This is a genomic window from Nocardia sp. NBC_00881 (genome assembly GCF_045207455.1).
Taxonomy (GTDB): domain Bacteria; phylum Actinomycetota; class Actinomycetes; order Mycobacteriales; family Mycobacteriaceae; genus Nocardia.
The window spans coordinates 3,921,501-3,946,206 of the sequence record NZ_CP108798.1; the positions used below are offsets into that span (position 1 = coordinate 3,921,501).

Genomic DNA, 24,706 nt, shown 5'->3' on the forward strand with positions numbered 1-24,706 from the left:
TACCCGATATCGCACCACTTGTAAACAGATCGGTATACTTGCTTCATGACTTCGCTCACCGATACCCAGGAACCCACCCGTCGGGGAGGGCGTGGCGCGCGTCAGCGCATCCTGAAGGCAGCCACCGAACTGTTCTACAACGAGGGCATCAACGCCACCGGTGTCGAACTGATCGCGACCACAGCATCCGTGTCGAAAAGAACTCTCTACCAACACTTTCCGAGCAAGACCGCGTTGGTGGAGGAGTATCTGCGCATGCTACGGCAAACGGTGGGTGACATCACGGACACGCCGCCGGAGTCCGATTCGAATCCGCGTTCGCGGCTGCTCGCCTTGTTCGACAGCCCGGATACCGCCGACGCGGCGATGCGCGGCTGCCCGTTCCACAACGCGGCGGTCGAGGCAGCCGAGGCAATGCCTGGTGTTCAAGACATCGTCCACGCGCACAAGCGGAACTACATCGCCGGCCTCACCGAGTTGGCCCGACAGGCCGGCGCGGCAGACCCCCAGCTGCTGGGCGACCAGCTCGCCGTCCTGTACGAGGGCGCAGCCGCATTGTCCACATCCCTCGACGATCCGGCACCCTGGACACATGCCCGGAGAGCAGCGGAGGCACTCATCAGCCAAGCAACAAACCGCTGAGCTCACCTGATCCGTTCGACGCGGTCCTATCAGCTGTCGCCATCTCGGAGTGAGTCCGCGTCAGCCGGCGCGAATGGGCTCTGTCCGGCAGCTGATTACTAGGCATCCTGACGCCGTGGGAGGCGGAATACCCGGAAGAAACGCGTCAACAGTTTGCGGTCCCCCCGGACGGTCACGGAATTGTTCTTGATGGCCTGAGCAGGCGAAGTACTGCCCTCGCTCAACGCAATGAATGTTGGCACGTCGGTTTCGACGACAAGGTCGGGCGTGATCACCGCAGCACCCGAGGCGAGATCGAGCCCATTGCTGTCGGCCTTGATCCACATCACCTCAGCACCGACCCTCAGCTCGACGATCGCATCCAGCGAACCGATCTTGACCGGATCAGCCGTCGCCACCATTGGCAGCAGGGTCCACGAAGCGCGCGACTCGGCGTCATCGTCGTCCGCCACGTCGAGTTGCAGTCCCCACACCGCGAGCTGGGCAAGCATCGGCCGTAACTGTTTGCCGAACTCGGTCAACTCATAGGCCCGTACCGATGCAGGCGGCGGCAGTAGTACCGGCCGAATCACCTTCGCCGCCTCGAGTGTCTTCAAGCGTGCGGCCAACAAGTTCGTTCCCATCCCGGGCAACGTCTCGACCAGGTCTTTATACCGCCGTGGACCCATGTTCAGCTCACGAATCACCAACAACGTCCACCGCTCGCCCAGCACATCAAGCGCGCGCGCCAAACCACAGTTCTGCCCGTACACCCGTGAGCCACTCATGAGCAAAGTATAGTCGCTACTACCATTTCCTATAGCAGGCTATCTCGCGTGCGGGGACGACACGACTCCCGACATCGGACCAGCACCGCCGAAGCTGATGCGACCGTGGAGGTTCCGATGGCGTCGGCTCTGTCGGTGCAGACACGGAACCGAGCCGGACCCGCGAGGTCGGGCCGTACCGGTCGGCCCACAGCTCGGGACGCCTTCGAGAGCCGGCCCTGCCGCAGGCGCGCCCGGTCCCGTATCAGGACCCTTCGCATCGAACGCGAGGCCGGCCGCTGCGATATCTCGCACAACCTTGATGACGGCCTCGGCCTCGCCCTTCACGCGTCCTTCTTCGACCCAAAGCTTCTTTGGCGGAGCGAAGAAAGAGGTACCGTCGATTGCCGGGCGCATATGGCCAGAAACCGATTATCGAAGCGAGTCGCGCAGTTCTTCTCCGCTTGCTTTCCTGAAGAAACGAATAGCTCACTCCGAAGTGATATCGCCAGTCGGCGACCCCGGCACAGCGCGGATTGACCAACTCTCATAACTTCGTTATTCTAGGTTCATCGGCCATGCCGAGGTGTGCTGATTGCAGGTCGCGATCCATATGGTGGACAAACTTCCGCGCAATGCCGTCGGCAAGTGGGCGAGCTCTCGCTCCGAGACCACCACACCACGAATCACCCGAGAGAAGAGAAGGCAGGTGACATGAAGGCGTTCATTGTCGAGTCCTACGGCAAGGACGGACTACGGGCCGCGGACGTTCCCAACCCCAGCGTGGGCCGTCGTGACGTTCTGGTCCAGGTCCGGGGGGCCAGCATCAACCCGCTGGACAAGATGGTTCGCAACGGCGAGTTCAAGCAGCTGCTGAAGTACAAGCGCCCGTTCATTCTGGGGCACGACGTCTCTGGTGTCGTGACGGCGGTCGGCGCGGAAGTGCGTGCCTTCAGGGTCGGCGATGAGGTGTATGCCAGGCCGCGAGACCTTCGGATCGGCTCCTTCGCCGAGTTCATCGCGATCGACGAGGACGATGTGGCACTCAAGCCGCAGTCCCTGTCGTTCGACGAGGCCGCTGCCGTACCTCTCGTCGCGCTGGCAGCCTGGCAGGCGCTCGTCGACCTTGCCCACGTCAAACCAGGCCAGAGGGTCCTTGTCCACGCCGGCGCGGGCGGTTTCGGCTCGACCGTCATCCAGGTCGCCAAGCATCTGGGCGCCTACGTCGCCACCACAGCCCGCACCAACGACGTCGAGAAGGTCCGCACCTTGGGCGCCGACGAAGTCATCGACTTCACCAAGAGGGACTTCTCCGAGGTACTCACCGGATACGACGTCGCGCTGGACTCGCTCGGCGGCACCAATCTGGAAAAGTCCTTGACCGTGCTCAAACGTGGCGGACTCGCCATCAGCGTAGTCGGCCCGCCCGACCCTGCCTTCGCCGCACAAGTCGGTCAACCGCTCCTCGTACCCGTCATGGCGCTGTTGAGCCGCAAGGTCCGCAAGCAGGCGAAGAAGCAGGGAGTGCGGTACTCATTCTTCTTCATGAAGGCCAACGGCGCACAACTCCACGAACTGGCCGCGCTATACGACAACGGCACCCTTCGGCCGGTGCTCGACCGCACCTTCCCGTTCGATCAGACACTCGAGGCCATGGCGTACGTCGAGCAGGGCCACGCCAACGGCAAGATCGTCGTCACGCGATGAGGGAAGGCACGCATACGGGATCGTCTCGTATCGAAGCCGTACCCGACGAGCCGTTCGTGTCCGATCTCGTTCAACGCGAGGAAATGCGCCTCTGCCAGGCAAGCATGATCGTCATTCCGGCGGTTTCGAGCACGACCGCTGCCACCGAGATGGGGTGCGGTCGCCCACGTTGTTGCCATGACCTCAGGCGGGCCAGGCCGCCTATGAACACGGTCGAGAGTGCGAAAGTCAGGGCCGGCGATCGCTCGACACGTGATAGCTGGGACCAGATGACCGGCCCCACCGCGAATTTGAATACATTGGCATATCGCAGAGCGCTATCCACTGTCGGCACCACATCCGGCGATCCGCCCGGCACTCCCTGAGGACCGCGAACGATCTCGTTCAAGGCGCTGGCCGCAGGTATCGCCCCCATCGCCGCTAGTGTCCACTGCAATCTCCGCCGACTGCGACTACCACCTGGGTGCGACGCGAGCTGCGCTAGCTTGTCGTTCATTCGAATGTCCTTCCATCAGCGCTGTTCGAGAATGAGTACGGGGATTTCCCGGTCGGTCCAGCTCTGGTATGAGTCGAAGTCGGCGTAGGCCGCTACAAGTCGTGGCCATAGCCGTGCTCGCTCCTGCGGGTCGGCTTCGACCGCGCCCACCGCGCGGCGAGCGCCGCCGATCTCGATATAGGTGTCAGGATGGGCCAGCAGGTTGTAATACCACTGCGGGTTCCCGGGCGCTCCAGCGGCCGAGGCGACGACGATGATGTTGGGGCCGTCGGTGATGTAGAGCAGCGGTGTCGCGAAGGTCTTGCCGGACTTACGTCCACGGTGTTCGAGCAGCAAGGTCGGCATGGGCATGCCGAATGCGTCGCCGACGCGCCATTGGCCGCCGATGCGTCCGCGAGTGCGACGATAGATCCACACGTGCGCCCTGCTGGCGTACCGCGTGATCTTCGGTAGCAGCGGAGAATCCAGCCAGCTGGGGCGTTTCGGGGTTGTCATGTAGCTCAGATCCTCTTGAACCGCAGCGCACTGCGTCGAGCCGTCACCGGCCGCGGAGTTCGGCTTGGTCGTCGTTGATATTGGTGTCACTGACAGTGCGGAAACCCTCGCGCGCCCGAGTATTGGCACATGCACTGTTCCGCGCACGTCCGCGCGGCCCTGAACGTGTACCCGCGGACGAGGCCGGGCCACACGAGTGTCCGCGGTCGGACAGAGCGTGCCCATGTCCCCATCGGCGCATCTGGTCGTCCGCCTACACGTGCAGATCATATACTATTCACTATATGATTCGAAAGTCAACACTGCATGATGGTCAACTTTCCGACAAGGACACGCTGAGCATCGTCGCCGGGATCATCCAGGACAGCGATGGGCATATGGAACCCCGCGGTTCCAAGCATCGCAGGCCACCGTCTCCGAACTGATCGACGGGCATCGCTACCGCTGCAATCGACGTGCGCGCATCAAGATAAGGGGACAGAGGTGCCGTTCGCTGTGCCGGAGTCCTGCGCAGCGCCGCCTACCCCTACCCCGACCCCGGGCGCGCGCCTCTTCCACGGCATGGGCTGGCCACGCCCGAGCTGCCCCGTCTCATGGTTGTGTCATAGCTCCCGGACCGGTGATGGCACCACGACCGACACACTAGGGTATTTAGTTGTTGAAGCAAGGGTATTCAGTCCTCTAGTGGAGGGTCTGAAGTCCTTTGATCATGCGGGGCTGTTAACAATATTCGGCTGCTGAACGATTGCGTCGGAAATGAAACTCACCGCCCATATCCTTTGCGAATTCGAAACTTTCGGTCTGAATTTCAAACTCGAGGTGTACGCAAACAAACCATTGTGCTTGAATTGGGCGTAGGTCGGGGCGAAGGAGTTGTGATGACCTTTTCGCGTGAGCAGTTGCATCCCGACTGGAGATTGAGCGCAGATGCCGAGCTGGACATGTCAGCGATACAGCCGGTGCCGTTATCTGCCGGGCAGTGGGGGCTGTGGCTGGCGCAGCAGTTGAGTCCGGATGTGCCGATATGTGAGGCGCTGTACATCGAGTTGCGCGGGGATCTGGATGTCGATCTGCTGCGTGCGACGACGATTCAAGCGGGCCGCGAGTTCCAGTCCGGTTATCTGCGGCTGGTACTGGTCGACGGTGAGCCGTATCAGTTGTTCGACCCGGCGCTGGAGTCGACCGGGCCGGTGATCGACATGCGTGGTGAACCGGATCCCATGGCGGCGGGCTTGCAGTGGATGCGCCGTGAGTGCACCGCACCGTTGGATATGACCAGGGACCGGTTGGTCGCATCGGCGATTGTGCAGGTCGGGGATCGGCATTTCCTGTTGTACAGCAGGATCCATCACGTGGCATTGGATGGCTACGCCGCGATGATGATAGTGAATCGGATAGCGGCGCTGTATACGGCGGCGGTGCAAGGCCGGACAGCGGAGCCGAGCCGGGCAGCGGACCTGCGCACTCTTTACGAGGCCGACCGCGGCTATCGGGAGTCGAAGCGGTTCACCAACGACAAGGCGTATTGGGTGAACCGACTCGCCGGCATCGAGGAAGGATCCAGCCTGGTCACCGGGTACGCGCCACCGCGCGCGGACAGTGTGGCAGCAATCTCCGAACTGTCGATGGTGACGGTAGGGCGGATCGCGGATTCCGCGAAAGTGTTGGACGCCAGTCCTGCCGCGGTGGTGATCGCCGCATTCGGATGCTATCTGGCGCGGATGACCGGCCGGGACGAGGTCGTTGTCAATATTCCAGTGTCTGGTCGCACGACCGCCGTGCTGCGGCGGTCCGGAGGGGTGTTCGTCAACGTCGCGCCGCTCCCGATCGCGTTCGGTACCGAGGACACGGCCGCGAGCCTGGCGCGGCGGGTGCAGTCCGATCTGGTGGGGGCGTTGCGACACCAGCGGTGTGACCTGACCGATATTCGTGCCGCCGCTGGAGGCAACGGGAAGCGGCGTTTCGCGGGCCCGATGGTGAATGTCATGTTCTTCGCCCAGGAGATCCGGTTCGGTTCGATGACCGGGGAGTTCCATGTCCTCAGCTCTGGGCCGGTCGAGGATTTGCTGGTCGATCTGTATCAGACCGGAGACCCGCCACGGACAATCCTTCACTTTTTGGCCAATCCCAATCTCTACACCGGCCCCGAACTGTCCGCGCACCACACCAGATTTGTGGAGTTCCTCGACGCGTTCGCCGCCGCCGCACCGGGCACCGGTCTCGGGCAGATCCACCCCGACAGCGCCCGCGACGGCGCACGGATCCGGAGCCGCCGCGAGGATCTGGCGTTCTGGCGGTCCACGCTCGCGGACCTCCCAGCGGAACTTCGTTTGCCGACCGACAGGCCGCGGCCGGTAGTGGCGTCGAATCGGGGTGCCGCCACCAGTCGCATGCTGGACGCGGCGTTGGTTCGGGCGTTGGAAAGGGTTGCCCATCAACATAGTTCGTCTCTGTTCATGGTGGTCCACGCCGCGTTGGCTGTTTTGCTGGCCCGGTTGAGTGCCACTACCGATATCCCGATCGGGACACCGATCGCCGGGCGCGGTGAAGCGGTACTCGATGATGTGATCGGCATGTTCGTCAACACCCTGGTGCTGCGGACCGAGATCGATCCGGGTGAATCGTTCACCGACCTGCTCGCCCGGATCCGGCAGGTCGACCTGGAGGCTTTCGGGCACGCCGACGTTCCGTTCGAGCAGTTGGAGGACCAGCTCGCCCCGCAGCGGTCCCGGTCGCGGCATCCACTGTTCCAGGTGATGCTGGCATTCCAGAACCTGGAACAGGTCGAGTTCGATCCGCCCGGCCTCGAAGTGTCTCGCTTCGACTTGCAGTTTGTGCTGTCGGACAGCCACGACGGCGGTGGGATGACTCTGACGGTCACCTATGCCACGGACCTGTTCGACGCTACGACGATCGATGCTTTCACACGCCGGTGGATGCGGATCCTGGAATCGGTAGCCGCTGATCCCATGATTGCGGTCGGGATGATCGAGGTACTCGAGCCGGGCGAGCGAACCGATCTGCTGACCCGTGCCGGCCCACCCTCTACCGCACCCGCCACACTGGCCGATCTGCTGACCACAGCAGCCACACGCGACCCCGACGCCACCGCGATCGTGTTCAACGGGCAACCTCTGTCCTACCGGGAACTGGATGAGCGTTCGAATCGAGTGGCTCGCTCGCTCATCAGGCGAGGTATCGGTCCCGAAGACGTCGTCGCCATCGGCATACCACGCTCCCCCGAATCCGTACTCGCGGTATGGGCGATCGCCAAAACAGGGGCCGCGTTCCTACCCATCGACCCGACCTACCCCACCGAACGCATCACCCACATGACGACCGACTCGCAGGCAGCCATCGGTCTGACCACCACCACCCACCACACACAACTACCCGACACCATCAACTGGCTGACCCTCGCCGACCTCCACGAAGAGTTCAGTGCCCAGCCGATCTCCGATCTCGAACGCACAACCGTGCTACGACCGCAGCACCCGGCTTATCTGATCTATACCTCCGGATCCACGGGCGTGCCCAAGGGCGTCACCGTGACGCATGCCGGGTTGGCCGCGCTCAGTTCCGAACACCGGGAACGCTATGCGGTGACCGCGGTTTCGCGGACCCTGCATTTCGCGTCGCCGAGCTTCGATGCCTCGGTCTCGGAGTTGCTGCTTGCCGCGTGCGCCGGGGCCACGATGGTGATCGTCGCGCCCGGCACCTTCGGAGGCACGGCGCTGGCCGAGTTGCTGCGCCGCGAGCGGGTGACCCACGCAGTAGTCACGCCGGCGGCGTTGGCTTCGGTGGATCCGGTCGGGCTCGACCACTTACGAGTTGTCGTTGCTGCCGGTGACGTTTGCCCGCCGGAACTGGTGCGGCGCTGGATGGGCGAGGGTCGTGAGTTCTTCAATGCTTACGGCCCGACCGAGGCCACGATTATGGCCAACCAGAGCGCTGCGTTGGTGGCGGGTGAGTCGGTGACGATCGGTGGCCCGATTCGTGGTGTCCGGGAGTGGGTGTTGGACCAGCGGCTGCAACCGGTACCGGTGGGTGTGGCGGGTGAGTTGTATATCGCGGGTCCTGTGCTGGCGCGTGGGTACCATCACCGGCCGGGGCTGACAGCGGAACGTTTCATCGCGTGCCCGTGGATACCGGGTGCGCGCATGTATCGCACCGCGGACGTGGTCTGTTGGACACCGCAAGGAACGATCCAGCATTTGGGCCGATCCGACTTCCAAATCAAAATCCGTGGTTTGCGTATCGAGCTCGGCGAGATCGACGCGACACTCACCGCTCACGACACCGTCGGTTTCGCCACCACCATCAGCCACCACCACGATCCCGGAACCCCCTCAGATTCGGGAACCCCATCAGATTCGGGAACCCGATCGGATTCGGGAATTCAGTCATTGGTGTCTTATGTCCTGCCCGCGCCCGGTCACTGCATCGACACCGCCACCCTGATCGAGCACCTGACTCACCGGTTGCCGTCCTACATGATCCCCACCGTGATCATGGTGCTCGACCACATTCCCCTCACACCCGTGGGGAAACTCGACCGTAAAGCACTACCGAAACCGGTGTACACCGACAACACACCCTTCCGGCCACCCCGAACACCCCTCGAACACACCATCGCCACCGCATTCGCCGACGTACTGGGAACCAACACCATCGGCCTCGACGACTCCTTCTTCACCCTGGGTGGTGACAGTTTGGGGGCGACCCGTCTCGCTGCGCGGCTCGGGGCCGCGCTGGATACCGAGGTGGGGGTTCAGTTGGTGTTCGAGGCGCCCACGGTAGCGCAGATCGCGTCGCGTGTAGAGCCCGGTGCCGGTACCGGGCGGCAACGCCCACCCCTGGTCGCGGGGCCACGCCCTGATCTGGTGCCGTTGGCTCCGGCCCAGCAACGGATGTGGTTCCTCAACCAGTACGACACCAGTGCGGGGGCATACAATATGCCGATCGTCATTCGGTTGCGTGGCGAGTTGAATGTCGATGCTTTGGGATCGGCGATGGTCGATGTGCTGGGCAGGCACGAGTCTTTGCGGACGCGGTACCCCGATCATGATGGGACGCTGATCCAGCTGATCGAACCCGTCGAGGAGGTAGATCGGGAGCTGACGGTCGAGGTTGTCGCGCCGGACCGGTTGATCGCCGCGGTCACCGAGTTCGTCACCGAAGGTTTCGATGTGCGTGTCGAGGCGCCGGTGCGTGCTCGATTGTTCGGTGTCACCGGTGGTGAGGAACCCGAATACGTGTTGGCTGTGGTGGTGCACCACATCGCCGCGGACGGCTTCTCGATGACACCGCTGGCCCGTGATGTGACGACTGCGTACGCCGCACGGATCTGTGGACAGGCCCCGTCGTGGACGCCACTGCCGGTGCAGTACGCGGACTACGCCCTGTGGCAGCAAGCCACTCTCGGCTCACTCGATGACCCGGAATCGTTTGGTGCCCGACAGATGCGGTATTGGACCGAAACGTTGAACGGAGTTACCGAAGAACTTCGTGTGCCGACCGACAGGCCGCGTCCGGTAGTGGCGTCGAATCGGGGTGCCAGCACCGATTACACAGTGGATGCGGCGTTGGTTCGGGCGTTGGAAAACTATGCTCATCAACATAGTTCGTCTTTGTTCATGGTGGTCCACGCCGCGTTGGCTGTTTTGCTGGCCCGGTTGAGTGCCACTACCGATATCCCGATCGGGACACCGATCGCCGGGCGCGGTGAAGCGGTACTCGATGATGTGATCGGCATGTTCGTCAACACCCTGGTGCTGCGGACCGAGATCGATCCGGGTGAATCGTTCACCGACCTGCTCGCCCGGATCCGGCAGGTCGACCTGGAGGCTTTCGGGCACGCCGAGCTGCCCTTCGAGCAGCTGGTGAACCAGCTCGCCCCGCAGCGGTCCCGGTCGCGGCATCCACTGTTCCAGGTGATGCTGGCATTCCAGAACCTCGAGCAGGTGAGCCTGGAACTACCCGACCTCGAGGTGTCGGTGCTGGATCTGCCCACCGAAACATCCCGCTTCGACCTGCAATTCATCCTGTCCGACAACCACAACAGTGGTGGGATGGCTTTGACGGTCACCTATGCCACGGACCTGTTCGACGCTACGACGATCGATGCTTTCACACGCCGGTGGATGCGGATCCTGGAATCGGTAGCCGCTGATCCCATGATTGCGGTCGGGATGATCGAGGTACTCGAGCCGGGGGAACGAACCGATCTGCTGACCCGTGCCGGCCCGCCCTCTACCGCACCCGCCACACTGGCCGATCTGCTGACCACAGCAGCCACACGCGACCCCGACGCCACCGCGATCGTGTTCAACGGGCAACCTCTGTCCTACCGGGAACTGGATGAGCGTTCGAATCGAGTGGCTCGCTCGCTCATCGGGCGAGGTATCGGTCCCGAAGACGTCGTCGCCATCGGCATACCACGCTCCCCCGAATCCGTACTCGCGGTATGGGCGATCGCCAAAACAGGGGCTGCGTTCCTACCCATCGACCCGACCTACCCCACCGAACGCATCACCCACATGACGACCGACTCGCAGGCAGTCATCGGTCTGACCACCACCCACCACCCGCAACTACCCGACACCATCAACTGGCTGACCCTCGATAACCTCCACGACACCAGCAACCTCCACGACACCAGCAACCTCCACGACACCAGCGACCGCCCGGTCACCGATAGTGATCGGGTACGCCCGCTGCACGTCGAGGACATCGCCTACGTCATCTACACCTCCGGATCGACCGGACTACCCAAAGGCGTCGCGGTCACCCACCACGGACTGCGTAACTGCGCCACCGAACACCGGGATACCATGAGCATCGAATCCGGTTCTCGTATTGTGCATCTAGCTTCACCGAGCTTCGATGTGTCGGTACTGGAATTGCTGTCGGCGCTCTGCGCGGGCGCGACCATGGTCATCACACCCAGCGACGTCTACGGCGGCGACGAACTCGGCGAAGTGCTCGACCGCGAGCATGTCAGCCACCTGTTCATCACCCCTTCGGTACTGTCCACCATCGACCACACCCGTTGGCCACTACCGGATGTGGGCTACTTGGTCATCGGCGGCGAGGACTACGGCACCGAGCTGGTCGAGCGCTGGAGCGGCGGCCCCACCATATTCAACGAGTACGGCCCCACCGAGACCACCATCACCGCGACACTGAGCGCCGGGTTGGTGGCGGGTGAGTCGGTGACGATCGGTGGCCCGATTCGTGGTGTCCGGGAGTGGGTGTTGGATCAGCGGCTGCAGCCGGTGCCGGTGGGTGTGGCGGGTGAGTTGTATATCGCGGGTCCTGTGCTGGCGCGTGGGTACCATCACCGGCCGGGGCTGACAGCGGAACGTTTCATCGCGTGCCCGTGGATACCGGGTGCGCGCATGTATCGCACCGCGGACGTGGTCTGTTGGACACCGCAAGGAACGATCCAGCATTTGGGCCGCTCGGACTTCCAAGTCAAAATCCGTGGTTTGCGTATCGAGCTCGGTGAGATCGACGCGACACTCACCGCTCACGACACCGTCGGTTTCGCCACCACCATCAGCCACCACCACGATCCCGGAACCCCCTCAGATTCGGGAACCCCATCAGATTCGGGAACTCGATCGGATTCGGGAATTCAGTCATTGGTGTCTTATGTCCTGCCCGCACCCGGTCACTGCGTCGATACCGCCACCTTGATCGAGCACCTGACTCACCGGTTGCCGTCCTACATGATCCCCACCGTGATCATGGTGCTCGACCACATTCCCCTCACACCCGTGGGGAAACTCGACCGTAAAGCACTACCGGAACCGGTGTACACCGACAACACACCCTTCCGGCCACCCCGAACACCCCTCGAACACACCATCGCCACCGCATTCGCCGACGTACTGGGAACCAACACCATCGGCCTCGACGACTCGTTCTTCGCCCTGGGCGGTGACAGCATCATGTCGATCCAGTTGGTGACTCGGGCCAGGGCAGCGGGTGTGGTGTTCTCCGCGCGCGAGGTGTTCGAGCGGAAAACGGTTGCCGGGCTGGCTCAGATCGCCGTCCGCGACGACAGCGCCGCAGCGACCCCACTTCTCCCGGAACTGCCTGGCGGGGGTGTGGGGCCGATACCGCTGACACCGATCATGCGATGGCTGCTCGAGCGGGCGGAGTCGGGGTTCGGGCGCTTCTCGCAGGCAGTGATGTTGGGGCTGCCGGCGGGGATCGACCGGCAGAGGCTGGCGGCCACGGTGCAGGCAGTGCTCGATCGGCACGACATGCTGCGCGCGCGGCTGCGCCCGGCCGCCGATGGGACCTGGATGTGGGAGGTCCTGCCGGTCGGGACGGTTCGAGCCGACGACCTCATCCACCAGGTAGCAATGGATGACAGGCCCGGAAGCGTCGAGTTCCATACGTCGGCGGCGGCGGAGCTGGATGCCGCTGCCGACCGGCTCGATCCGGGCGCCGGGATCGTGGTGCAGGTGGTCTGGTTCGATCCGGTGGACACCGCGGCGCCGGGCCGGGTGCTGGTGCTGGTGCATCATTCATCGATCGACGGGGTGTCCTGGCGGGTGCTGGTGCCCGATCTCGCGGTCGCCTGGGCGCGGATACAGTCCGGCCAGGCACCTGATCTGGCCCCGGTCGGGACCTCGATGCGCCGGTGGGCGCACGGGCTGGTCGAGGCAGCCCAACACCCGCAACGGACCACCGAACTCGAATTGTGGCAAACAATGACCCTCGGAGACGATCCGGTGATCGGGTCACGACCGCTGGACCCCACGATCGACGTGGCTGCCACCGCCCGCACGGTCGAGGTCGACGTTTCCCCCGAGGTAACCCAGGCACTGCTGACAACAGTTCCCGAAATGTTCCACGGCAGTGTGGGTGACGGGCTACTGACCGCGCTCGCGGTGGCGGTGACCACGTGGCAGCGCGAGCATGCGACAGCCGCCTCCAGCGGCCCCCCCGAGCACGTGGTGATCGGCCTCGAAGGGCACGGCCGCGAGGAAGGTACGGTCCCCGGCTCGGATTTGACCCGGACAGTCGGCTGGTTCTCCACGGGTTTTCCGATGCGCCTGGATCTGTCGGGCATCGATCTCGAGGACGCGTGCGCGGGTGGGCCGGCTATCGGGGCAGCGGTCAAATCCGTCAAGGAACAGCTCCTCGCTGTCCCCGACCATGGGATCGGCTACGGCTTGTTGCGGTATCTCAACGAGGAAACCGCACCGATACTCGCGAAGCTGCCGACACCGCAGATCGGATTCAACTACCTCGGTCGCGTCTTCGCGGGGACTCCCGAACCGATACCGGCGGTCGGATGGATGCCGGTCCACGACGACAGCGACCTCGCTGGCGGCGAGCTGGCCGGAACGCAGAACCCCGATATGCCGATATCGGCGGTCCTCGACATCTCTGCCCTCACCCGCGAAGAACGGGGCCGGCCGCGGTTACGGGCAATCTGGTCGTATCCCGCGGGGATACTCACCGGTGATGAGGTGCGCCAGATAGCGGACTCGTGGTGCCGGGTGTTGACCGCGTTGGCGACACATACCCGCCACCCCGGAGCGGGAGGACGGACACCGTCGGATCTGGACCTGGTCAAGCTCGCACAGCCCGAGATCGAGCGGCTCGAGCACAGGTATCCGAGTTTGAGCGACGTCTGGCCGTTGACTCCGTTACAGAAAGGGTTGCTATTCCATGCGCTGGTGTCCGAAGACTCGGTAGACGCCTACCTGGTTCAGCTGGTCCTCGAACTCCACGGACACCTCGACCCCGACCGGCTGCGCCGAGCCGGGCAGGTGCTCCTGGACCGGCATGCGAATCTGCGCACCGCATTCATCACCGACACCAACACCAACACCGGCGCCGCCGACGCCGGACTGGTGCAGGTGGTCTGCGACGACATCCAGGCTCCCTGGTCGGAACCCGACCTGTCCGGGCTGGATGAGGATGCGCGCAACCGCGAGTGGGATCGCCTGATGGCCACCGACCGCACGACCCGGTTCGACCCGGCTCGCGCCCCGCTGCTGCGCTGGATGTTGGTCACCATGGGGCCCCAGCACTACCGGCTGGTCCTGACCAATCACCACCTGCTGCTGGACGGCTGGTCGACACCACTGCTGATAAAAGAGTTGCTGGTGCTCTACGCCACCGACAGCGACACCGCGATACTGCCCCGAACCCGTCCCTACCGAGACTTCTTGGCCTGGACCCTCGGGCAAGACCCGGCTGCCTCGCTCGACACCTGGGCCCGCGCGTTCGACGGCGCCGACGAACCCACCCTGATCGCCCCCACCGATCCCGCCCGCCGATACACCGAATCACGCGAAGTAATCAGCGAACTGACCGAGGAACAAACCACGACCCTGACAAACCTCGCACGCACGCGTGGAATCACCCTCAACACCGTGATCCAAATGGCATGGGCGATCGTGCTGGGCACCTTGACATCCCGGAAAGACGTCACATTCGGGACAATGGTCTCCGGACGGCCCCCACAAATCCCGGGCATCGAATCGATGATCGGACTGTTCATCAACACACTACCGGTGCGCGTCCGCCTCGACCCCACCCAGACCCTGGGCCAGCTACTCGACCGGATCCAAACCGAACAGGCCGCGCTACTCGATCACCACCACCTAGGACTGACCGACATCCAACGCGTGGCCGGACCTGGAGCGATGTTCGACACCATGACAGTGTTCGAGTCCTACCCGGTCGATCGCGGTGGACTGACCGCCGACACCGACATCGCCGGCATGCGGGTAGTCGATGTCACCGGCGCCGACGCCGCGCACTACCCGCTAGGAGTGATCGCCCATCTCGACACCCGGCTACACCTCAAAATCAAATACCTACCCGAACTCTTCGACCACAACACGATAGAAACGACCCTGCACAGGGTCCTACGCGTGATCAGTGCCACCACCACCGACCCGGACCTGCCGCTAGCTCGGCTGAATCTCCTCTCCCCAGCCGAATACCAGCAATTGACACCAGTATCGGGCGATCGGGCTGTGCCAGGGCAGGTACTGGCAGAAATGTTGACCACGACCGCGCAGCAGAACCCAGAAGCAGTCGCGGTCGTCTGCGGGGAACGGCAGTGGACCTACGGCAAGCTGGATGCGGAATCGAATCGATTGGCACGATTGCTGATCAGCCGGGGCATGGGACCGGAAACAAGTGTCGCGGTGGGGTTGCCGCGGTCGGTCGAGTCGGTACTAGCGGTATGGGCGGTGGCGAAGTCGGGGGCAGCGTTCGTACCAATCGACCCCAACTACCCCGCCGACCGGATCACGTTCATGATGACCGATTCCGGTGCGCAGGTCGGCATCACGGTATCGACGACAGTGGCAGAACTGCCCGGCACGATCGACTGGCTCGTACTCGACGCCCCCGAGATACGAGCCGAACTCACCACCACCTCCGTGGCCGCCATCACGCCAGCTGAACGGAAAGTACCGCTGCACGTAGCCCACCCGGCGTACGTCATCTACACCTCCGGCTCCACCGGGCGTCCCAAGGGCGCGATCATCACCCATACCGGACTGGCGAACTTCGCTGCCGAGCAACGTGACCGGTACGCGGTAGCGCCGTCGGCGCGGATCCTGCACTTCGCGTCACCGAGCTTCGACGCGGCCATGCTCGAACAGTTGATGGCGACCGAGGCCACGGCAACCCTGGTGATCGCGCCGACAACCGTATACGGCGGAGAAGAGCTGCGGCGCTTGCTGATCGAGCAGCGGGTGTCGCACGCCTTCATGACCCCGTCGGCGCTGGCGTCGGTTGACCCGACCGGCCTGGATAGCCTGCGGGTGCTCGTCGCCGGCGGCGAAGCCTGCCCGCCGGGATTGGTCGAACAGTGGGCGCCAGGCCGAGCGTTCCACAACGGATATGGTCCGACCGAGACCACCATCATGACGAATATCAGTGCGGCGCTGGCCCCATCGACGGCGGTGACGATCGGCGGGCCGATTCGGGGGGGTGGGCAGGTCGTGCTCGACGCGTGGTTGCGGCCGGTGCCGGTTGGGGTCGTGGGGGAGTTGTATCTGGCGGGTCCTGGTCTGGCTCGTGGTTATCGCAACCGGAGGGGTTTGACAGCGTCGCGGTTCGTCGCCGCCCCGTTCGCAGGCCCGGGGCAGCGCATGTATCGGACGGGTGACCTGGTGCGGTGGCGGCGGCTACCCGAAGGTGGCGTGACGCTGGACTATGTGGGCAGGGCGGATTTCCAGGTCAAGGTTCGTGGTTTCCGCATCGAGCTCGGCGAGGTCGAATCGGGTCTGCTGGCCTACCCGGGTGTGGCCGGTGCGGTGGCGACCGTGCACCAGGGCTGCGCCGGCAACCGGTTGATCGGGTACGTGGTGCCCGAGCCCGGCGCAGACCTCGAGACGGCTGCGGTCCTCGCGTTCGCCGGGGGGCGGTTGGCCCCGCACATGGTGCCCGCGACCGTGATGGTGCTCGATGCGCTGCCGCTGACGGAAAACGGCAAACTCGACCGCGCCGCGCTACCTGAGCCCGACTTCACCGCGAGCCGAGCCGAATTCCGGGCGCCGGCCACCGAGGTGGACAGTGTGCTGGCTGGACTGTTCGCGCAGGTACTCGGACTCGACGAAGTGGGAGTGGATGACTCGTTCTTCGCCTTGGGCGGTGACAGCATCATGTCGATCCAGTTGGTGACCCGCGCCAGGGCAGCGGGTGTGGTGTTCTCCGTGCGCGAGGTGTTCGAACGCAAAACCGTCGCCGGGCTGGCCGCGATCGCCGTCCGCGACAGCGCCGCGGCGGCCGCTGTTGCGACGGAGCTGCCTGGCGGCGGTGTGGGGCCGGTACCGCTGACGCCGATCATGTGTTGGATGTTCGAGCGCGGCGGATTCGACCGTCTGTGCCAGTGGGTGCTGCTTACTCTGCCGACCGGTATCGACACCACCGGAATCGACGCGACCGTCCAAGCGGTGATCGATCACCACGATATGCTGCGGGCCCGACTACACCCCGAACCCACGCATCCCTCGGGCTGGGCGCTGCAGGTGCGCCCGACCGGACAATCCGCTGCCGGACTGATCCGGCGCGTGTCGGTGGATGCGGAACCCGACAGCAGCGCCTTCGCCGCGATCGCCGACGCCGAGGCGAACGCGGCAGCCGAGCGCCTCGACCCCGCCGCGGGAGTCATGCTGCAACTGGTCTGGTTCGACTGGCCAGGACAGCCGGGACGGCTGCTCGTCGCCGCGCATCACCTGGTAACCGACGGTGTGTCGTGGCGGATCCTTGTTCCCGACCTCGCTGTGGCATGGGCTCAGGTGAGTGCGGGGCAACCACCGCGGCTCGCGCCGATCGGGACCTCGATGCGACGGTGGGCGCATGCTCTGCACACCGCCGCCGCGAGCGCGGGCGAACTCGACTGGTGGCGCTCCACACTCGACGCCGCCGATCCACCGATCGGTGCCCGCCCCATCGACCCGGCTGTGGATGTGCAGGCCACCGTCGCCACGGTCGAGGTGACGCTACCTACTGCGGTGACCCGCGCTGTATTGACCACCCTGCCCCGGGCGTTCCACGGCAACGTGGACGACGCCCTCATCGCTGGGCTCGCTTTGGCGCTGACTCGGTGGCGGCGCCGCCATGGCCACACCCTCGCCGAGACACTGCTCACCCTCGAAAGCCACGGCCGCCACGAGACGCTTCTCCCCGGTGCCGACCTCACCCGCACCGTGGGATGGTTCACCACCATCTATCCCGTGCGGCTCGACCTGTCCGATATCGACATCGACGACGCTTTCGCCGCTGGGACGGCCGCCGGGAAGGTCATCAAAACGGTCAAAGAACAACTCCGGCAGGTCCCCGACCACGGGATCGGCTATGGGTTGCTGCGCTACCTCAACGCCGATACCGCTCGTATCCTGGCAGCGCTGCCCGACCCGCAAGTGAGTTTCAACTATCTCGGTCGGTTCGACACCATCCCCGCGACGTTGCGTGAGAGTGGGTGGATGCCCGCCGGCGGCGACACCGACGGCGGCGGCGTCCAGAACCCCGACGCGTCCGTAGCAGCCGTGCTCAATATCAACGCGGTCACCACCGGCACATCCGACGGGCCTGCCCTCACTGCCTCCTGGGACTACCCGACCGGACTGCTCACCTGCGCCGAGGTCACCGAACTCGCGGAATTGTGGCGCGAGGCGGTGACTGCTCTGGCCGCCCACGCGTCCCGACCCGGAATCGGTGGGCTGACACCCTCCGATCTCGGCCTCGTCGATCTCGACCAGGAGGCGATCGATCGGCTCGAGACCCGATACCCGACAGTGGACGATATTTGGCCGCTGACGCCGCTGCAGACAGGGTTGCTGTTCCACGCCCAGCTCGCCGACGGCACCCTCGATGCCTACATAGTGCAACTGTGTATGGAACTCGGCGGTCGCGTGGACGCCGACCGGTTACGCCGCGCCGCGCAGGCTCTGGTCGGACGGCACCCGAACCTGCGGACCGCGTTCGTGCGCGCCGGCGCCGGCGAAGCGGTGCAGGTGGTGCATCAGCGCGTCGAGGTGCCGTTGCTCCGGATCGATCTGGCCGAGTGTGACGACACCGCGGCCGCGCTCGAACAGCTCATGGACACCGACCGCCGCGCTCGGTTCGACGTGACCGCGGCGCCGCTGCTGCGACTGACACTGATCAGGACCGCACCCCAGCAGCATCGGCTGGTGTTGAGCATGCATCACCTCCTGATCGACGGCTGGTCCACCCCACTGCTGATCCGGGAACTGCTGACCCTCTACGTCAGCGACAGCGACCCCACGGTCCTGGCCCCGGTGCGTCCCTACCGCGACTACCTGGCGTGGCTGAAAGCCCAGGATCAGGACGCGGCGCAGGCCGCGTGGGCGCGGGCACTCGAGGGCATCACGGAGCCGACTCTACTGGCGCCCGCCGACCGCGGCCGCCAGTACACCACCGCCGCGCGTGAAGTCCGGGTGCAGTTGAGCGAATACCGCACCGCGGGCCTTGTCGCGGTGGCCCACCGGCAAGAGACCACTCTCAACACCCTCATCGAAGCCGCTTGGGCGATCGTGCTCGCCACCGTGACGGCCCGTGAGGACGTGGTTTTCGGCACCACCGTCTCCGGGCGCCCCCCACAGATCTCCGGCATCGAATCGATGATCGGGCTGTTCGTCAACACCGTGCCCGTGCGGGTCCGACTCGACCATCGTGAAACCCTGGCCCAACTGCTGGCACGAATCCACACCGAGCAAGCCACACTGCTCGACTACCACCACCTCGGACTCGGCCGGATCCAACAGGTGGCTGGTCCGGGCGCGATGTTCGACACCGTCACGGTGTTCGAGTCCTACCCGATCGATCGGTCCGGGCTGTCCGAAGACACCGACATCGCCGGAATGCACGTTCTCGGCATGCACGGACGCGACGCCGCGCACTACCCGCTCGGGTTGATCGCCCACCTCGACACCCGACTGCACCTGAGCTTCAAATACCTGCCAGACCTGTTCACCCGACACCAGATCGACGCCTTGGCCGACCGCGTGCTGCGCGTGCTCGACACCATCGCCGAACACGTCGAGCTGCCCCTGACCCGACTACAGCTGCTGTCGCCGGTCGAGCGAGCCACGCTGGTACCCGTTCACGGGCGGCCCGGCGAGACCATGTCGGTGTTGCCGCAGGTGTTGACGGCCGCGGCGAGGCCGGACACGGAAGCGGTGGTCTGCGACGGTGTGCGGCTGTCCTACCGCGAACTCGAGGAAACCTCGAACCGGTGGGCACGAGTACTGATCAACACCGGGATAGGACCGGAATCGTTGGTGGCCGTGGCGTTGCCGCGCTCCATCCAGGCCGTGATCGCCGTCTGGGCGGTCGCCAAGGCCGGCGGTGCGTTCGTTCAGATCGACCCCACCCAGCCACACGACCGGATCAGCGGCATTCTGACCGATTCCGGTGCCGCTGTCGGGCTGACCATGGCACCGCATCGACACCAGCTACCGCACGCCATCGGATGGCTGGTCCTGGACGACCCCTCCTTCGCCGCGGCGACAGCGTCGGCGTCGGCCACCGCGGTCACCGATTCGGAACGAACAACCACGCTACGACCACAGCACCCGGCCTACCTGATCTACACCTCCGGCTCTACCGGGACCCCCAAAGGGGTCGTGGTCACCCACACCGGGATAGCGAACCTGGCCGCCGACATACGGGAACGGTTCGGCCTCACCCCGACCTCCCGAATGCTGGCCGCCGCCGCACCGAGCTTCGACGTCTCGATCCTGGAATGGCTCAGCGCCGCCGCCGCCGCAGCCACACTGATCCTCGCCCCCGCACCAGTAGTCGCCGGCGCCGAACTAGCCGAGTTGATCAACGCTGAACATGTCACCCATGCCGCGATGACCCCGACGGTGCTCGCATCGATGCACCCCGACGAACTGCTCCACGCCCTCGACACCCTGATCCTCGGCGGCGAGACATGCCCACCAGACCTGGCAAGACAATGGACACCAGGCCGCACCGTGATCAACTGCTACGGGGCTACCGAAACCACGATCACCAGCTGCGCCGACGCTCCCCTGACCACGATCACCGACAGCCCCATGACAATCGGCGGCCCGGTCCGCGGATTCACCGCCGTCGTACTCGACCGCAGACTGCGCCCTGTCCCACCAGCAGTAGCCGGCGAACTCTACCTGTCGGGACCTGGCCTGGCCCGCGGCTACCACAAACACCCCACAATGACCGCGGCCCGATTCATCCCCGATCCCTACGGGCCCCCCGGGACACGAATGTATCGCACCGGCGACGTGGTCACCTGGACCGCCGACCGAACACTGCGATACGAAGGCCGCAGTGACCGACAACTCAAAATCCAGGGCAACCGCGTCGAACCCGGCGAGATCGAAACCGCGCTACGCAGCCACCCCGACATCACCCACGCCGCAGTCACCGTCCACACCCAACCCAACGGCACCAACCAACTCACCGGCTACGTCGTACCCGCCCCACACACCACACCCGACACCACCACACTGATCACCCACCTCGCATCCCGACTACCCACCCACATGATCCCGTCCTCGATCATGGTGCTGGACCGCCTACCCCGCACCGCCACCGGCAAACTCGACTACAAAGCCCTACCCAGCCCTGAGGAGCGCTCCACCCCGTTCCGGTCGCCGTCCACCCCACTCGAGGCCACCGTCTGCGACGCCTTCACCCAAACCCTCGGCATCGAACGAACCGGCCTCGACGACGGCTTCTTCACCCTCGGCGGCAACTCGCTGACCGCCACCCAACTGGTAGTGCGATTAGAGGAATCGACCGGTGTCACCGTGCCGATGCAGTGGATCTTCACCGATCCGACACCACAATCACTGGCCCACCGCATCGAAACTCGCCTCCACGGCCTCGAAGAACACGACCCTGGCGACGCGCTCACCGTCATGCTGCCACTACGCGCCGCCGGCACCGAACCACCACTGTTCTGCATCCACCCAGCCGTCGGACTGGCGTGGGGTTTCAGCGGACTCGTGCAACACCTCGATCCCGACCGACCCGTCCACGGACTGCAATCCCCCGCGTTGACCGACCCCACCGCGCGGTTCGACACACTCGACCAACTCGCCGCCCGCTACGTGCGCGAGATCCGATCGGTCCAGCCCCACGGCCCCTACCACCTGCTCGGCTACTCCCTCGGCGGCACCATCGCACACACCATCGCCATCCAACTCCGCAACGACGGCGACCCCGTCACCACCCTCGCCATGATGGACACCCGCGTCGTCACCGCCCACACCACCCGCGCTCCCACACCCACCATCGGGGAGATGCTCGCCGAGTTCGGCCGTCTCCCCGTTCCGGACAGCCCCGCCGAGCTGACCTTCGAGGCGGCAAGCGAGCTGCTGCGCCGGCAAGGCGGACTCTTCACCGCCGTGACCCCCGAGCACCTCGCGACCCTGCACCGCGACTACACCCGGCTCGTCGACCTCACCTGGAACCACCGGCCGGCACTCTTCGACGGTGACCTGATCTACTTCAGCGCCACCGACCACACCGACGACAGTCCCTCTCCCGCTCTCGCATGGAACGACTACATCACCGGCCGTATCACCGAACACCACATCCCCGCCCAGCACGTACGGATGACCGACCCCGACGCGCTACGCGCCATCGGACTCGTCCTCACCGGACACTTCCGCTCCACTCGCACAGCGATGCTCCACCATAGCGGCTCTCTATCATGGGAAAAAGGTCGGAATAGGAGGTGACAATGTTTACTCGTGCGTGGATTCGTTGGCTGCTCCTGCATGGCTTGCTGCGGTCTTATCTGCTGTGGTCGGCGCGTCGCGGCGATCCTCTTGGGCAGATTGCCTTCGGTCAGGATCGCTTGCTCGGCTCGTCGCGCTACATCGAGGAGATCCGGCAGCGTGGCCGGATACCCCGGATGTCGGGTGCATGGGTGACCGCGGACCACGAACTGTGTCGACTCATCCTGCGTGACCGTCGCTTCGGCGTGGTCTCGCCCAACCATCCGGCCATGCCGAAGCTGCTCCGCTGGGTGCTGGCCAAGACGGATCCGGGACTTCCCAACCTCGGGGAACCGCCCTCGATGCTCGTGACCGATCCCCCGGATCACACCCGGTACCGACGCCTGGTCAGGCAGGTATTCAGCCCGAAGGCGATCGCCACACTGGAGGAGCGGGTTGTCGAAGTGACCGATGACCTGCTCGAACGCCTGGAATCGAAGCCGCGACCGGATCTGATCGGCGACTTCTCCGCGCAGTTGCCCGTCGCGATCATCGCCGAGGTTCTCGGGTTGCCGGCCGACATGCATTCGACCCTACTGAAGTGGGGAGACACCGGTGCGCCGCTGCTCGAACGAGGCCTGACATGGACCACTTACCGCCATGCCATCGAAGACCTGGCCGAGGTCAAACGGTATTTCGACCATCACTTCGATGAGCTCACCGCCGAGCCGGGCGACGACGTGCTCAGCATGCTTGTGACGGGTGGCGAGCTCACCCGCCGTGAGCAGGTGGCCAACGCGGCCCTGCTGCTGGACGCCGGGTTCTTGACGACGGTGAACATGCTAGGCAACGGAATCGCACTGCTGACAAGCCATCCGGAGCAGCTGGACCTGCTTGCGGCGCAGCCGGAGCTGTGGCCGGGCGCGGTCGAGGAAATCCTGCGCTACGACTGTCCCGTGCGGATGACGGGCCGGCTCGCGAACTGTGACGTCGACATCGCTGATCAGCACATCAAATCCGGTTCCCTCGTCCTGTTGTCGTTGGCGGGAGCCAACCACGACCCCGCCGTCTTCCCCGATCCCGAACGTTTCGATGTGACCAGAGCCAACGCCGCGGAACACGTCTCGTTCAGCGGCGGGATACACAGCTGTCTGGGAGCCAGGCTTGCCCGCATGGAAGGCGCCGTCTCGCTGCGAGCCCTCTTCGAGCGGTACCCGGATCTGCGCTTGGACGGCCCGCCGATCCCCTACCCCCTGATAAACCTGCACGCCTACCGCTCCATGCCCGCCAAACTACCTGCCGGCTAGGCGCCTGTGGGTTGCGGAGGCTGTGGGTCGGCGTGTCACGGCGATGACCAGTGCGATGGCGAAGAACAGGAGATCGAGGATCACGCGGAGTCGGCTGTTGTCTGGTTGTCGAAGAATCTCGAGCGGGCCAGTATAAGACCGCTGACTACCAGCACCCAGGCGGGAAACACCAGCGTGACCCACATGCTGACGTTGCTCCCGATAAGCAGGGTCAACGCAAGCAGATAGCTGAGGCCGGCAAGCCAACGGGGCATCAACCTGGTCTTCAACCAAATTGTCGCCAACGAGATCATGAATACGGCGGCCATTCGAAGCGCATAGGTCTGGGTCGCCGAAAACACGACCTTCATGCCGAAGTCGACGACCTCGCCGCGGGCGACCTCGTCGACGACCCCGGTGTTGCTTGCCACCAGAGCTCCGGCGGTGGCGGTGGCGACGAACATCATCGCCAGGAACAGCAACCCGCTGCCGAGGAACACCGACAAGAAGAACCGGTCTTCGTAGCGCCCGAATCCGTCGCGTACTACGCCGATGAACCACAGGAAGCTGATGCCCGCGATGGGCATCAGCACGGTCGCTGTCGTGATCGCGGTCTGTTGGCCTTCGTTCATCGACCGAGTCGAATCCGCGACGCCTTCTGGTATTTCGATGCGTATCAGGATCAACGTTGTTCCGAACAACGCCGCGAATAAGACTCCGGCTAGTGCGGCGGCTCTCGGCGTAGCCAGGCGGCGAAAAGTCGAGGCATGGTCGGTGTGTTGCCGAGGCGTTGACATGGCATCATCCTGCCAAATCTGAGCAGGTTGTGCCGGGATGATAGATCCGACGGGTTGACACGGGGATTTTCGCGCTTCGGCGGTCCACTGGTAGTCCGGATATTCGAGCGTCGCTCGTTTCCGCCTCGCGCTTTTCCAGCGCACACAGCAAACTGAACATACTTGAATGGGTCACGGCAGCGTGCCGATATCACAAGACGTCCAGTCGAAGAGGAGTCGGTCCACATGACCAGCCGATATACGTTGGCCGAGCCGATTCCCGGTTGACAGCTTCCATGAGGTGCTGAACAGCGAGTGTCATCTGTCGACTTCG

General features: G+C 64.5%; 8 protein-coding genes. 4 read left to right on the forward strand and 4 right to left on the reverse strand.

The features are described 5' to 3' along the window. The first annotated feature begins 45 nt into the window (after positions 1-45). Positions 46-642 carry a TetR/AcrR family transcriptional regulator gene (locus OH799_RS16420; protein ID WP_406281159.1) on the forward strand — a complete coding sequence of 199 codons (597 nt, stop codon included), beginning with the start codon at positions 46-48 and terminating at the stop codon, positions 640-642. A gap of 98 nt (positions 643-740) precedes the next feature. Here OH799_RS16420 and OH799_RS16425 read toward each other — a convergent pair whose 3' ends face one another. Next, positions 741-1,409, reverse strand: coding sequence for a winged helix-turn-helix transcriptional regulator (locus OH799_RS16425; RefSeq protein ID WP_406281161.1), 669 nt, complete (start codon positions 1,407-1,409; stop codon positions 741-743). Positions 1,410-2,102: 693 nt separating this feature from the next. On the opposite strand from OH799_RS16425, the gene OH799_RS16430 reads away from it, so the two are divergent. Beyond that, positions 2,103-3,095 carry an NADP-dependent oxidoreductase gene (locus OH799_RS16430; protein ID WP_406281163.1) on the forward strand — a complete coding sequence of 331 codons (993 nt, stop codon included), beginning with the start codon at positions 2,103-2,105 and terminating at the stop codon, positions 3,093-3,095. Between the two features lie 70 nt (positions 3,096-3,165). On the opposite strand, the gene OH799_RS16435 is transcribed toward OH799_RS16430, so the two are convergent. Both OH799_RS16435 and OH799_RS16440 read right to left on the reverse strand, forming a co-directional pair. Further along, positions 3,166-3,591, reverse strand: a complete 426-nt coding sequence (locus OH799_RS16435) for a DUF4345 domain-containing protein (RefSeq protein WP_357263559.1) — start codon at positions 3,589-3,591, stop codon at positions 3,166-3,168. A gap of 15 nt (positions 3,592-3,606) precedes the next feature. Then, the gene (locus OH799_RS16440; RefSeq protein ID WP_406281165.1) at positions 3,607-4,086 is read right to left on the reverse strand and encodes a nitroreductase family deazaflavin-dependent oxidoreductase; all 480 of its coding nucleotides are present in this window, start codon (positions 4,084-4,086) and stop codon (positions 3,607-3,609) included. 878 nt (positions 4,087-4,964) lie between these two features. Here OH799_RS16440 and OH799_RS16445 point away from each other — a divergent pair. Together OH799_RS16445 and OH799_RS16450 are read left to right on the forward strand one after the other, a co-directional pair. Continuing rightward, positions 4,965-22,331 carry an amino acid adenylation domain-containing protein gene (locus tag OH799_RS16445; protein ID WP_406281167.1) on the forward strand — a complete coding sequence of 5,789 codons (17,367 nt, stop codon included), beginning with the start codon at positions 4,965-4,967 and terminating at the stop codon, positions 22,329-22,331. 2 nt (positions 22,332-22,333) lie between these two features. Further along, positions 22,334-23,617, forward strand: a complete 1,284-nt coding sequence (locus OH799_RS16450) for a cytochrome P450 (protein WP_406281169.1) — start codon at positions 22,334-22,336, stop codon at positions 23,615-23,617. 80 nt (positions 23,618-23,697) lie between these two features. Here the strand turns inward: OH799_RS16450 and OH799_RS16455 are convergent, their stop codons facing one another. Further along, positions 23,698-24,393, reverse strand: coding sequence for a hypothetical protein (locus OH799_RS16455; protein ID WP_406281171.1), 696 nt, complete (start codon positions 24,391-24,393; stop codon positions 23,698-23,700). Positions 24,394-24,706: the final 313 nt, after the last annotated feature.

What these genes read in the sequence shown, in the direction of transcription:
- OH799_RS16420 (WP_406281159.1), top strand. Translation starts at nt 46, where the DNA reads ATGACTTCGCTCACCGATACCCAGGAACCCACCCGTCGGGGAGGGCGT.
- OH799_RS16425 (WP_406281161.1), bottom strand. Translation starts at nt 1,409, where the DNA reads ATGAGTGGCTCACGGGTGTACGGGCAGAACTGTGGTTTGGCGCGCGCG.
- OH799_RS16430 (WP_406281163.1), top strand. Translation starts at nt 2,103, where the DNA reads ATGAAGGCGTTCATTGTCGAGTCCTACGGCAAGGACGGACTACGGGCC.
- OH799_RS16435 (WP_357263559.1), bottom strand. Translation starts at nt 3,591, where the DNA reads ATGAACGACAAGCTAGCGCAGCTCGCGTCGCACCCAGGTGGTAGTCGC.
- OH799_RS16440 (WP_406281165.1), bottom strand. Translation starts at nt 4,086, where the DNA reads ATGACAACCCCGAAACGCCCCAGCTGGCTGGATTCTCCGCTGCTACCG.
- OH799_RS16445 (WP_406281167.1), top strand. Translation starts at nt 4,965, where the DNA reads ATGACCTTTTCGCGTGAGCAGTTGCATCCCGACTGGAGATTGAGCGCA.
- OH799_RS16450 (WP_406281169.1), top strand. Translation starts at nt 22,334, where the DNA reads ATGTTTACTCGTGCGTGGATTCGTTGGCTGCTCCTGCATGGCTTGCTG.
- OH799_RS16455 (WP_406281171.1), bottom strand. Translation starts at nt 24,393, where the DNA reads ATGTCAACGCCTCGGCAACACACCGACCATGCCTCGACTTTTCGCCGC.